Source organism: uncultured Helcococcus sp., assembly GCF_946998255.1.
Lineage (GTDB): Bacteria > Bacillota > Clostridia > Tissierellales > Peptoniphilaceae > Helcococcus.
Genome location: NZ_CAMPYN010000036.1, coordinates 1 through 13,512, shown reverse-complemented (window position 1 = coordinate 13,512; position 13,512 = coordinate 1). Strand labels below are relative to the sequence as shown.

Genomic DNA, 13,512 nt, shown 5'->3' with positions numbered 1-13,512 from the left:
CCTACCAAGGAAAATAATGACTTATTAGAAAGTCTAGACTCAAATCCAATTAAAACAGGTACGACCTTATATGATCTTATAAAAAGACCAGAGTTAGACTATAAACTAGTAAAAGTTTTTGATCCAGAAAGACCAGAAATAAAGAGACCATATATATTAGAAGTGCAAACACAAATAAAATATGAAGGTTATATAAACAAGCAAAATGCACAAATTTCACAGTTTAAGAAGATGGAAAACAAGCGACTAGACCATATTGAAGACTATGGACAAATAGATGGGTTGAAACACGAAGCTGTAGAAAAATTAAATAAAATTAGACCAAATTCTGTAGGGCAAGCTTCAAGAATGTCAGGGGTAACACCTGCAGATATCAATGTTATCCTAATATACCTAGAAGTACAAAGAAGGAAAAACAATGAAGTATAAAGGCTTATTTGAAAAAGAAGGCTTTGCCCTATCAGATAAAGAAATCAAAAATTACGAAGACTTTTATAAACTTCTGGAAGAGTGGAATTACAAAATTGATATAACAAAGATAATTAATGAAGAAGAAGTATATATAAAACATTTCCTAGATTCCCTATTGGTTTATAAGTCAGGCTTGATAGAGAAAAACCAAAAGATTATAGATATAGGTACAGGTGGTGGGTTTCCAGGTATACCACTAAAGATATATAATAATAGTCTGGAATTTACTTTATTAGATTCATTAAAGAAAAGAATCAACTTCTTAGATGTAGTAATATCAGATTTAGCATTGACAAATATGGAAACTATCCATGGTCGTGCTGAAGAGTTGGCAAGAAAAGAAGATTATAGAGAAAAGTATGATATATCTGTATCTAGAGCTGTTGCTAACCTTTCTACTCTATCTGAATATTGCCTTCCATTTGTAAAAGTTGGAGGATACTTCATATCTATGAAGGGACCAAACTATAATAAAGAATTAAAAGAAGCCAAAGGTGCTATAAAGCTGCTTGGTGGATATGTAGACAAGGTAATTGAATACGATCTTCCTAATAATTTAGGATCTAGAAGTCTTATAGTTATAAGAAAAATTAAAAATACACCACATAGGTTTCCTAGAGCTGGTGGTAAACCAAGAAGTAAACCATTAAATTAAGAGCTGTTACCCAGCTCTTTTTTTATTTTAAAGTTTCACATGAAACATTTATATTTTAAACAATACATTAAAAGTATATAGCAATTGTTTCATATGAAACAATTTAAATTCAATAATAGATATATTTGACAGAATGTTTCATATGAAACTTTAAAGCAGGGCTTCATTATCTTATACAAGAATTAGTTTTATATTATTTCTTTTTTGTAGAGGTCAGCTTTTAGTTTGAGTAGTTCATACTTTATATATGCTAGTTCTACAAATATAAAAGAAAGTATTATTGCAGGTACAAATCTAAACTTCCAGAACAAAACTATAACTAATATTGGTAATATAATCAAAGCCCACTTATAGCGGTTTAATTTTTCTATTGGATTTAACTTCCACCAAAATACATTTCTCATACTTGCTCCTTATTACTTACTGTTCAAAAAAGAAATCCTTATTTTTAGTTAAATTTTATAATATTGTATTTCATTTGTCAAAAAATCAAAATTAATATAAATGCTTCACATGAAACAATTCAAAAAAATAAAAAAAAAGAATATAAGAATGTTTCATATGAAACATTTTATTATTTAATTAAAGACTAATATCTGATATAATTTTAAATGAGGTGAATATGAAAGTTATATCAATATTTAATCAAAAAGGCGGAGTTGGAAAAACTACAACTGTTGTAAATTTAGCCGCTTATTTAGGAAATAAAAAGAAAAAAACATTAGTAATAGACTTAGATCCCCAAGCTAATAGTACTTCTGGACTAGGTATAGACAAACATTCTTTAGAGTCAAGTTTGTATGATGCCTTATTAGGTGAAGAAGTAAACATTTTAGAAACAAGTGCTAAAAACGTCTATCTACTTCCTTCTAATTCTGATTTATCAGGTTTTGAAATAGAAGCTGTTAATATAGAAAATAGAGAAAGTCTATTAAAGAACATTTTAGAAAAAACTGAAGATTATGATTATGTGATAATTGATTGTCCTCCATCTCTGGGACTGTTAAGCATAAATGCCTTAGTTGCTAGTGATTCAGTCTTGATACCTATACAAACTGAATACTATGCCTTAGAGGGTGTTTCTCAATTAGTACAAACTATTGAATTGATTAAACAAAGTTTGAATCCAAACTTAGAGGTTGAAGGTGTGCTAATATCTATGTTTGATGGCAGAAACAATTTATCTCTAGATGTTGTTGAAGAAGTAAAAAAATATTTTAAGGACAAGGTCTTTAAGACTGTTATCCCTAGAAATATAAGATTGGCGGAAGCCCCTTCACATGGTCTATCTATTTTAGATTATGATCCAAACTCTAAGGGTGGCTTAGCTTATAAAAAACTGGCTAATGAAATTATAAAAAATAATAAGTAGGTGGATATGGCAAAGAAAAGAACTTTAGGTAGAGGTCTGGGAGCTTTGATACCAGAAAGAGAAGATACTAAAAAAGAGAATAATTATTCAGAAACTACCGATAAAAAAATAAATAAGAAAGAAGAAAACAAGACTAAAACTAATAAAAAAACAAACTCAAAAGATAAGATTGTCGATGATGTCTTATCTATTAAAATTGATCAAATAAAGGTCAATGAAGATAATGCTAGAAAGACTTTTAACCAAGAGAGCATAGATTCTTTAGGTGAATCAATTAAGTTGTATGGAGTTTTACAACCATTGGTTTTAATAAAAAGAGAAGACCATTATGAAATAGTTGCTGGTGAAAGAAGATTTAGGGCAGCTAAGTCAGTTGGACTAAAAGAAGTTCCAGCTATTATTAAAGACTTATCTAAAAAAGATAAAGACATGGTTTCTATGGTGGAAAACATCCAAAGAGAAGATTTGAATCCTTATGAAGAAGCCCAAGCTTATAACAATATAATGAAAGATTACAAGATGACTCAAGCTGAACTTTCTGAGCTTTTAGGCAAGTCTAGAACCTATATAGCCAATATGGTTAGGTTGTTAAAGCTTGATGATTTTACCATTAAAGAATTAGAAAATGGGAATATCACTTCTTCACAAGCTAGAGCCTTACTTTCTATTGATGATATATTATTAAGGAAAGACTATTTAGATAAGCTAGCTAGAAAAGAAATCACTGTAAATGAGATTGAAAAGAAAGCTTCTCGTAAAAAGAAGAATGTAAGCAGAGATATCTTTGTAGTTGATATAGAAGAGAGGTTAACTGAAAGTCTTGGTACTAAAGTTAAAGTTAACAAGGGTAAAAATAAATGGACAGTCAATATTGAATTTTCAAGTGACGACCAATTAGAAGATTTCCTATCTCAATATGAAGAAGAGGTATAAATATGCAAGTTATTTTACTATTAATAATTATAATATTAACTGTATTACTATTTGTTACAATTTACAGTTTAAATCAACTTTCAAATAGGATGTCCAGAATCACTTCAAGATATAATAAGCTTTTAAGAGGACGAGGTGAATTAAGCTTTGAAGAACTTTTAGGTGAATTATCTGAAGATGTGGATGTGGCATTTGAAAAGGTTGAAGAATTAGAGCATCTTTCAAGAAGACTTGAAGATAATCTAGACAAGTCTACAAATGGATTTACAAAAGATTTCAATACTTCAATAAATGAAGTATCAAATGATATTTCCAGCCGTATATCAAGTCTTGATGCAAGATATAAAAATGAACTGGACGAAATAAAAGAAAGACTAGATAAAAGTTTTGATAGCTTAAACAAGGCTCAGGAAGACTTTGAAAATGAAATTGGTAAAGATACAGATAAAAGACTAAAAAACATGAATGAACAACTAGCATTCGCTGTTCAAAAAGTTGTTTTACACAAGTATGATGCTTTTGAAAATCAAACAGGAAAACTATCTTTCACTATGGTTTTACTAGATAGGTTTAATAATGGTATAATGTTGACGAGCATAAATGCAAGAGAGTCATCATATAACTATACTAAACATATTCAAAATGGTAGGTCAGACATTGAAATGTCTAGAGATGAACAAATTGCGTTGGACAAAGCTTTAAATAATAAATAGGGGGAGAAATGTCATTAAAAGTAATTGATGAATTAAAGGAAAAATTAAGAGGTAAGGATAAAACAATTGTTTTACCAGAAGGTACAGATCCAAGAATCTTAGAAGCTACTGAAAGATTACATAAAGAAGGAGTAATTATTCCTATCTTACTAGGTAATCCTGAAGAAGTGAAAAATGCTGCTAAAGAGCATGGTTTTGATATTGAAGGAGTAACTATCAGAAATCCTGAAGATGATCCAGAATTTGATAGGTATGTAGATGCTTTTGTAGATAGAAGAAAAGGGAAAAATACAAAAGAAGAAGGTCAATCAATGCTTAAAAATCCAAACTACTTCGCAACAATGATGGTTCAAGTAGGGGATGCAGACGGAATGGTTTCAGGAGCTGTTCATACAACTGGAGATACAGTAAGACCTGTTTTACAAATTATTAAAACAAAACCAGGCGTTTCAAGAACATCTGGTGCTATGATTTTATTAAGAGAAGATGAAAAATACTTATTTGCTGATGTTGCTATCAATACATTCTTGGATGCACAACAATTAGCAGAAGTTACTTTATCTTCAGCCATTACAGCTCAAACATTTGGAATCGATCCAAAGATTGCCTTACTATCATATTCTTCAAAGGGTTCAGCTGTTACAGAAGATACAAAGAAGGTAGCAGAAGCTACAAAAATAGCTAGACAATTAGCTAAAGAAAAAGGATATAATTTTGATATTGATGGGGAAATGCAATTTGATGCTGCCTTTGCACCAGAAGTTGCAAAATTAAAGGTTCCAGATTCAGTTGTTGCTGGTAGGGCAAACACCTTTATTTTCCCTAATCTAGAAGCAGGTAATATTGGTTACAAAATAGCTCAAAGACTTGGTGGCTTTACAGCTGTAGGTCCTATCTTACAAGGACTAAACAAACCTGTAAATGACTTATCAAGGGGATGTAATGTTGAGGATGTTTATATGACATCTATTGTTACAGCTGCACAATCATTATAAAAACATAAACTGGCTAGGCAACTAGCTAGTTTTTTATTAGGAGATAAGATGATAGGAATAATAGGGGCTATGGATGTAGAAGTCCAAGCAATTAAAAATAAAATGCATAATATAGAAGAAATTAATTATTTGGATTCCATTTTTTATAAAGGAAATATAAAAGAAAAAGAAGTTGTCTTATGTAAAAGCGGGGTAGGCAAGGTAAATGCTGCTATTATAACAACTATTCTTTTGTATCATTTTGACATAGACTTTGTTATAAATATTGGTACTTCAGGAGGAATGATTCCTAGCCAAGAAACTTTAGATATAGTGATTTCGGATAGGGTAATCCAGCATGATTTCGATACTAGTTATTTAGATGGTCCTGAGGGGCTTGGAATTTATAGTCAGTCAGATAAAAGTCTAGGAGATAAAATAAAGGAAGCCTTTGATAAAAATCATATAGAGGCAAATATTTACTTTGGAGATATAATTTCAGGCGATAAGTTTGTAGGTGATAATAGTCTAATTAAAGACTTAAGAGAGAAATTCCCACAAGCCATAGCTTGTGAAATGGAAGCGGGAGCTGTAGGTCAAGCTTGTGAAAAGTTTTCTATACCTTTTGTGGTGATTAGGTCCTTATCTGATATTGTGGATAAGGATAATAGTGAAAATGATTTTTTGAAAAATGTAGAAATAACTTCAAAAAGGTCAGCTGATATGGTTGAATCTTTTATAGAAAATTTAGCTTAAAGAAAAGAGTAAGAATACAAAGTTCTTACTCTTTCTTTATATATTAATCTTCTTTCTTATCTGAATCTTCTAATTCATCAATAGTTTCTTCAGAGTCTTGGTTGACATCTTGGTCTTTTATTTTTTCTTCCAAGTTTTTAATATAATCTGGTTTTTCAGTTAAAACATATTCATTATGGAAGATATCCATAAATTGTTCACCAGTAATAGTTTCTTGTTCTAATAAGTATTTAGAAATTTCATGTAACTTATCTATATTCGCATTTAGTAATTCATGAGCCTTAGCATGGGATTGGTTTATGATTTCCATAATCTTCTTATCAACCATGTTTTCTGTTTCTGTAGCTGCATAAGAGTTTGTACCTGAACCCTTTAGGTATTGGGAAGAAGGTTTTTCAAGTAAAACAAAGTTAAAGTCTTCATCCATACCATAAGTTGCTACCATAGCTCTGGCTATATTGGTAGTTCTTTCTATATCATTTGAGGCACCGGTAGTTTTGATATTGAAGATAATTTCTTCAGCAGACCTACCACCAGCAAGAGTAACCATTTCTCTAAAGAGGTCATCCTTAGACATTAGGAATTTCTCTTCTTCTTCGACTTGCATGGTGTAACCTAAGGCTCCAGAAGTACGAGGAATGATTGTAATCTTTGTAACAGGAGCTGTATCTTCTTGGGCTACAGCTGCTATAGCGTGACCAACTTCGTGGTAGGCTATAATTTCTTTTTCTTTTTGTGTGATTACTGCATTCTTTTTCTTTTGACCAGCTATTACTACTTCAACTGATTCTGACAAGTCTTCTTCTGTAACGCTGTTTCTACCTTCTCTAACTGCCTTTAAGGCACCTTCATTTATGATATTTGCTAGGTCAGCACCAGATGCACCAGCTGTCATCCTTGCAATGTTCTTTAGATTTACGTCTTTGTCCATTTTTACTTTCTTTGCATGAACTTCTAATATTTCTTCCCTTCCCTTAATATCTGGAAGTTCAACCCTTACTTGTCTGTCAAACCTACCAGGTCTTGTTAGAGCAGGATCTAGGATTTCAGGTCTGTTTGTTGCTGCTAGTATAATAACTCCTGAAGTAGCATCAAAACCATCCATTTCGTTAAGTAATTGGTTTAGGGTTTGTTCTCTTTCATCATTTCCGCTATAGCCTGAAGTATCTCTTCTCTTACCTATAGCATCAATCTCATCTATAAATACAATACATGGGGCTTTTTCATTGGCTTGTTTAAATAAATCTCTAACCTTGGAAGCACCAAGACCTACAAACATCTCAACAAATTCTGAACCAGATAGTGAGAAGAATGGCACATTGGCTTCACCGGCAACAGCCTTGGCTAAAAGAGTTTTACCTGTTCCTGGAGGGCCCACTAAAAGCACGCCCTTAGGAGTTACAGCACCAATCTTTGCATATTTTTTTGGATTGTGTAAAAAGTCCACAATTTCTTCCAAAGATTCTTTAGCTTCATCTTGACCAGCTACATCTTTGAATTTAGCTGCATTGGTTGGTTGAATATATATCTTGGCATTGGATTTACCAAAGCTCATAGCATTTGATCCACCCATCATATTTTTTGTTATAAACCTAATACCTAAAAACATTATTGCAAGTGGTACAACCAACTGAACTAAAAATAGTATAAATGGATTGGTTGGTTCGACAATTTCTGTACCAAACTTTGTTTGAGCATCTAAAAGTCTTTTTGTTATATCTGGATCTTTCCATTTACCAACCCTATATACTTTTTCATTTTCCTTGTCACCAGTTTTAAATAAGTATTGGTAAGATTCTTCTTTTAATTCTTTTATTTCACCACTAGATAATTTTTGTACAAATTCACTATAGCTAACTTCTTTTATACTGCTATTTTTTACCGTAGGTAAAATAAACATCTGTATAGCTAAAATAATAGCAGCACCAATCAAATACCATTGCCATATTGGCCTTGGACCTCGATTGTTTTTATTATTTTTATTATTTTTTCTTCTTTTATCTGTCATCAAAGTCTCCTAATAAAATTAAAATATTATTTCATATTAAATATATTATATAAAAATGTTTAAATAATGTATTACCTATAAAAAGATTATATAACAAATACCCAATTAACAAAAATATAATAATGAATCTTGCTTCTTGTAAATAAGATGACTATATGTAATAATAAAATTACTTATTGAGTTACAATAAATATTAATTGAATTAAAACAAATAACGGAGAAAAAATGAAAAATATAGTATTCGTAGGAGCAGCTAGATCAGCTGTTGGAAAGTACTTAGGAAAATTAAAAAATATTGCAATTGAAAAATTAGGAGAAAAAGTCCTTGAAGATGCTATTTCTAGATCAAGGATAAAGAAAGATGATATAGATGAAGTCGTAGTTGGAAATGTTATTTCTAGCAATACAGCTATAAATTTAGCCCAAGTTATTGGAATAAATATGGGCTTAAAGGATGAATTAACTGGAATGACTGTAAATAGGGTCTGTGGGTCTGGTATCCAAGCTGCTATATCAGCCTTCCATGAGCTACAATTTTCAAAGAAAGAAGTAGTAGCAGCAGGTGGTATAGAAATGATGTCTAGGTCACCTTACCAACTACCTTTAGAAGCTAGGTTTCAAGGTCTAGGTCTTGCTAATAAAGCACTGATAGATACAAATTTTGAATGTTTAAGAAGTGTATCTGGTACAGACCATGTTATAGAAAATATGGGATTGATAGCTGAAAATATAGTAGAAAAATATAAAATATCTAGAGAAGACCAAGATAAATTTGCTTATGATAGCCATATAAAGGCTCAAAAAGCTAAAGAAAGTGGTAGATTAGGCCAAGAGATAGTAGGTATAGAAGTAGAAAATGGTTTTATCTTTGATGAAGATGAACAAGTAAGACCAGATACAAGTATAGAAAAACTTGCTAAGTTAAGATCTGCATTTAGGGAAGAAGGCTCAGTAACTGGTGGAAATTCTTCTTCCTTTAATGATGGAGCAGCCTTTAATATTATGACAACAGAAGACTACGCTAAGGAGAATAACTTAGATATACTAGCGAAATTTGTAGACTATTCTATTATCGGTCTAAGACCAGACATGATGGGTTTGGGACCAGTTGAAGCAATAAATAAGATATGTAGAGACAACAATTTAGACCTTAAAAAAGATATAGATATCTTAGAAATCAATGAAGCCTTTGCAGGTCAAATTCTAGGATGTCTTGAAGAATTAGACATAAGCATGGACAGTGAATATTACAAAAATTCATTTAATATAAATGGTGGAGCTATTGCACTAGGTCATCCTTTAGCCATGTCGGGAGCTAGACAAATCACATCTATCATTTATGAATTTAAAAATAATCTACATAAAAGATATGCTATAGCATCAGCATGCATAGGTGGAGGCCAAGGAATAGCAATCCTTTTAGAAAACCCAAACTATAAGGGATAGGAGAAAAAATGAAAGAGAAATTTAATAAGTTTTATAAAAAAACTCTTGAAGAAAGAAGGCAAATCTTAAAAGAATTGAATATGTTAAATGAACCAGTATCTCTAGCTGAAGAAATAGGAGATACCATGATTGAAAACTATGTTTTAAATATGGAGATTCCTTTAGGATTAGCTATGAATTTTTCTATTGATGGAAAAGAATATATCATACCAATGGCCATAGAAGAACCTTCGGTAATAGCGGCTGCTAGCAATGGGGCAAAAACCTTAGGTAATATAGAAACAAGCATGGATAAAAAATATTTAATAGGTCAAGTTATCTTAGAAAATGTTGAAGACCCAGATGCAGCTATAAAAATATTAGAAGAAAATAAAGATAATTTAATGGACCTAGCCAAGGAACATTCACAAAGTATGATAAAAAGAGGTGGTGGTCCAAAAGAAATCACATTCAAGAAGTTTGACCAAGACTTTGTATGCATCTATATTTCAGTAGATACCTGTGATGCCATGGGAGCCAACACTATAAATACAATTTTAGAAGCCTTGGCTCCTTTAGCTGAAGACTTGACAAATTCTTCCGCCTTATTGAGAATTTTGTCCAACCATGCTACAGAATCAGTAGTTGTAGCTGAAACAAAAACTCCGGTACAAAACTTAGACAAGGATATTGAAAAAGCTAGACAGGTAGCTAGAAGAATAGAAGCTGCGACTAAATATGCAAATATTGACCCTTATAGGGCTGTTACCCACAACAAAGGGGTCATGAATGGCGTAGATGCAGTTGTCCTAGCAACAGGAAATGACTTTAGGGCAGTTGAAGCTGGAGTCCATGCCTACACAGTAAGAGATGGCCAATACAAGTCTTTAACAAGTTGGACCTTTGATGAAGAAGAGGACCTATTATTAGGGAAAATAGAAATACCTATGGCAGTTGCTACACTTGGAGGTACCATATCCATAAATCCAATAGCTAAATGGTCTTTACAAGTTTTAGGAAACCCAGATGCCAAAGAATTAGCAAAAATAATAGCTTCCGTAGGTCTTGTTCAAAACTTTTCTGCAGTAAGGGCCCTTGTTACAGATGGAATACAAAAAGGACATATGAGTTTACATGCCAAAACTTTAGCAAAACAAATTGCTGTTAAAGAAGAGGAAATGGATGAGTTTATGGATAGGCTACTTAAAGCTGACAAGGTTAACTTAAGTTTGGCTAAGGAAATATTGGCTAAGATGAGAGAAGAGGAGTAACATGAGTGAAATAAGTAAAGTTGGTATAGAAAAAATTGGATTATATATACCTAAATATTATGTAGACCTTGTAGACCTGGCTGAAAAAAGAGGAGTAGACCCGAATAAATGGACTATAGGCATAGGTCAGGAAAAAATGTCAGTTATAGAAGAAAGTGAAGATATAGTGACTATGGCAGCTAATGCAGCAAATAAAATATTGACAGAAGAAGATAAAAAGGCCATAAGCCAAGTTGTCTTTGCTACAGAATCTTCCATAGATTTTTCTAAGTCTGCTGCTAGTCAAGTCCATAGACTCTTGTCAATAAATAAATTTGCTAAATCATATGAAGTAAAACAAGCTTGCTATTCTGCTACAGCAGCCTTACTAAATGCCTATAACCATGTTAAGTTGAATCCAGAAGAAAAGGTACTTATCTTATCTTCTGATATAGCAAGTTATGGTGCAAACAGTGGTGGAGAAGTTACCCAAGGTGCTGGGGCTATCGCTGTTTTAGTTTCTAACAAGGCTGAAATATTAGAATTATCAGGAAAAAGCCTAGCCCTTACCTATGACTGTTATGATTTTTGGAGGCCATCCTATAGAGAATATCCTCTAGTAGATGGCAAATTATCAACAGACACCTATATAAATATGTTTAAAGAAAACCTGGAAGGATTTATGGAAAAATATGAGGATAGTGAAGATTCTTTACAAGCCTTTTTATTCCACCTACCATTTACCAAAATGGGCAAAAAAGCTTTGGTCGCAAGCAAGGAAGACCTGGGTGAAAAATATGGGAAACAAATAGACCAATGGCTAGACAAATATGAAGACTCTACCAGACTTACCAGACAAGTAGGCAACCTATATACAGGCTCACTATACCTAGCTTTAATATCTCAAATGATTTATGGAGATTTAGAAGCTGGTCAAGAAATAGGACTATTTTCATATGGCTCAGGAGCTGTTTCAGAAATATTTACAGGATACCTAGCTGAAAACTATAGGGACCATATTGATGTAGAAGATATTAAAGATTCTTTGAATACTAGAAAAGAGATGTCCCTTGACTACTATGATGAAGAATATTTCAAGCCTAAATATATTGAAAATCAAGATAGAGAAATAAGTCTTGGAGAAGATGTTGAAGGCTTCTATTTAGAAAAAATCGAAGATGGTAAAAGATACTACAATCATAGATAATCTTTTGTATTTTAAGCACCTAAGATATATAATTAAAGGGAAGCACAAAATATAAAACACAATAAGGAAAGGATATTTATGGAAAATTTAATTATCAATACAATTAGATCTTTATCAGCCGAAATGGTGTTAAAGGCTAATTCAGGCCACCAAGGTGCGCCAATCGGTATGGCACCAATGGGATATGCCCTATTTAATGATGTAATGAAATACAATCCAAAAAATTCAAAATGGGTAAATAGAGACAGATTTATCCTATCAGCTGGTCACGCATCAGCCCTACAATACTCATTATTACACTTGTATGGCTTTGATGTAACCATGGATGATATCAGGAACTTTAGACAATTAAATTCTAGAACTCCTGGTCACCCAGAATACGGATTTACAGATGGGGTTGAATTGACAACTGGACCACTTGGCCAAGGTGTAGCTATGGCTGTTGGTTTTGCTATGGCAGAAAAACACTTAGCAGCAAGATTCAATACAGAAAAACATAAAATTATTGACCACTATACCTATGCAATAGCAGGTGATGGTTGTCTAATGGAAGGTGTTTCAAATGAAGCATCATCATTGGCTGGTACTTTAGGTTTAGATAAGTTAATAGTTTTATATGATTCAAACCAAATCACAATTGATGGTAGAACCGACCTTGCCTTTAGAGAAAATGTTGCAAAAAGATATGAAGCCTTAGGATGGCAAGTATTAGATGTTGCAGATGGTACAGATGTACAAGCTATAGAAGCTGCAATAGCAGAGGCTAAAAAAGATAAGGAAAGACCTACTTTAATTGAGATACACACTGTAATCGGTTTTGGTTCAAACAAGGCTGATACATCAGCTGTACATGGTAATCCTTTATCAAAAGAAGACATTCAAGAAATGAAGAAAACTTTAGCTTATCAATACGAAGATGAATTCTTTGTGGCTGATGAAGTTAGAGAATACTTGAAAAATAAACAAGAAGAATTAGCTAAAAATGAAGAAGAATGGAATAAATTAGTTGAAGAATATAGCAAGGAAAATCCTGACCTATATGTAGAATTCAAAAAAGCATTCAAAAATGACTATGACTTCTCATTCTTAGATACAGAAGACTACTACAAGTTCGATAAAGCTTTAGCTACAAGAGCATCATCAGGTATAGCCTTAAATAGATTAAATGAGCATGTTGGAAACCTATTTGGTGGTTCTGCTGACTTAGCTGGATCAAACAATTCAAGATTAGAAGGTGAAGAAGACTTCTCTAAAGAAAATCCAAGAGGTAAAAACATCAACTTTGGTATAAGAGAACATGCCATGGCTGCAATGGCTAATGGTATTAGTTTACATGGTGGTTTAAGACCATATACAGCAACATTCTTATCATTTGCTGACTATATGAAACCAGCAATAAGGTTGTCTGCCTTGATGCACCAACCAGTAGTATATATTTTCACACATGACTCAATCGGTTTAGGTGAAGATGGACCTACCCACCAAGCTGTAGACCAATTACCAATGTTAAGAGCTATTCCAAATACAGTTACAATAAGACCTGCAGATGCTAAAGAAACAGCAGCAGCATGGGCCTTTGCTATAACTGAACACTCAAGACCAATAAACTTGATTTTATCAAGACAAGCCCTACCAAACTATGAAAATACTGGAGAAAATCTATTTAAGGGTGGGTACATCCTTAAAGACTTTGGAGAAAATCCAGAAATAGTATTGATTGGTACAGGTTCAGAAGTTCAATTAGCTTA

Annotated in this window: 12 protein-coding genes and 1 pseudogene; 11 read left to right on the top strand and 2 right to left on the bottom strand. The window is 32.5% G+C overall.

Annotation, left to right across the window (positions count from 1 at the left end; genetic code table 11):
• Window positions 1-429: pseudogene (locus Q0U66_RS04150) on the top strand (tRNA uridine-5-carboxymethylaminomethyl(34) synthesis enzyme MnmG); the annotation flags it as partial.
• Window positions 419-1,126 carry a 16S rRNA (guanine(527)-N(7))-methyltransferase RsmG gene (gene rsmG / locus Q0U66_RS04145; protein WP_297377751.1) on the top strand — a complete coding sequence of 236 codons (708 nt, stop codon included), beginning with the start codon at window positions 419-421 and terminating at the stop codon, window positions 1,124-1,126. The pseudogene Q0U66_RS04150 and the gene rsmG, both read left to right, overlap by 11 nt.
• 188 nt (window positions 1,127-1,314) lie before the next feature.
• Here rsmG and Q0U66_RS04140 read toward each other — a convergent pair whose 3' ends face one another.
• The gene (locus Q0U66_RS04140; protein WP_297377749.1) at window positions 1,315-1,530 is read right to left on the bottom strand and encodes a hypothetical protein; all 216 of its coding nucleotides are present in this window, start codon (window positions 1,528-1,530) and stop codon (window positions 1,315-1,317) included.
• Between the two features lie 218 nt (window positions 1,531-1,748).
• On the opposite strand from Q0U66_RS04140, the gene Q0U66_RS04135 reads away from it, so the two are divergent.
• The 5 genes from Q0U66_RS04135 to Q0U66_RS04115 are packed head-to-tail and all read left to right on the top strand — an operon-like array spanning window position 1,749 to window position 5,874.
• On the top strand, window positions 1,749-2,498 hold the full coding sequence (locus Q0U66_RS04135) for a ParA family protein (protein WP_297377747.1): 750 nt from the start codon (window positions 1,749-1,751) through the stop codon (window positions 2,496-2,498).
• Between the two features lie 6 nt (window positions 2,499-2,504).
• Window positions 2,505-3,431, top strand: a complete 927-nt coding sequence (locus tag Q0U66_RS04130; protein WP_297377745.1) for a ParB/RepB/Spo0J family partition protein — start codon at window positions 2,505-2,507, stop codon at window positions 3,429-3,431.
• A gap of 2 nt (window positions 3,432-3,433) precedes the next feature.
• Window positions 3,434-4,144 (top strand): DUF4446 family protein, encoded by a 711-nt coding sequence (locus Q0U66_RS04125; protein WP_297377743.1) that lies wholly within the window; start codon window positions 3,434-3,436, stop codon window positions 4,142-4,144.
• An 8-nt stretch (window positions 4,145-4,152) separates the two neighbouring features.
• Entirely contained in the window at window positions 4,153-5,139 is a 987-nt protein-coding gene (gene pta, locus Q0U66_RS04120; RefSeq protein WP_297377741.1) for a phosphate acetyltransferase, read from the top strand.
• 48 nt (window positions 5,140-5,187) lie between these two features.
• Entirely contained in the window at window positions 5,188-5,874 is a 687-nt protein-coding gene (locus Q0U66_RS04115; RefSeq protein ID WP_297377740.1) for a 5'-methylthioadenosine/adenosylhomocysteine nucleosidase, read from the top strand.
• 43 nt (window positions 5,875-5,917) lie between these two features.
• On the opposite strand, the gene ftsH is transcribed toward Q0U66_RS04115, so the two are convergent.
• Window positions 5,918-7,882, bottom strand: coding sequence for an ATP-dependent zinc metalloprotease FtsH (gene ftsH / locus Q0U66_RS04110; protein WP_297377738.1), 1,965 nt, complete (start codon window positions 7,880-7,882; stop codon window positions 5,918-5,920).
• A gap of 225 nt (window positions 7,883-8,107) precedes the next feature.
• On the opposite strand from ftsH, the gene Q0U66_RS04105 reads away from it, so the two are divergent.
• From Q0U66_RS04105 to tkt, 4 genes are all read left to right on the top strand, one after another.
• Window positions 8,108-9,328, top strand: a complete 1,221-nt coding sequence (locus tag Q0U66_RS04105; protein WP_297377736.1) for a thiolase family protein — start codon at window positions 8,108-8,110, stop codon at window positions 9,326-9,328.
• An 8-nt stretch (window positions 9,329-9,336) separates the two neighbouring features.
• Window positions 9,337-10,578, top strand: a complete 1,242-nt coding sequence (locus Q0U66_RS04100; protein ID WP_297377734.1) for a hydroxymethylglutaryl-CoA reductase, degradative — start codon at window positions 9,337-9,339, stop codon at window positions 10,576-10,578.
• 1 nt (window position 10,579) lies between these two features.
• Window positions 10,580-11,764 carry a hydroxymethylglutaryl-CoA synthase gene (locus tag Q0U66_RS04095; protein ID WP_297377732.1) on the top strand — a complete coding sequence of 395 codons (1,185 nt, stop codon included), beginning with the start codon at window positions 10,580-10,582 and terminating at the stop codon, window positions 11,762-11,764.
• A 78-nt stretch (window positions 11,765-11,842) separates the two neighbouring features.
• A partial coding sequence (gene tkt, locus Q0U66_RS04090; RefSeq protein WP_297377731.1) for a transketolase occupies window positions 11,843-13,512 on the top strand: 1,670 nt, incomplete at its 3' end.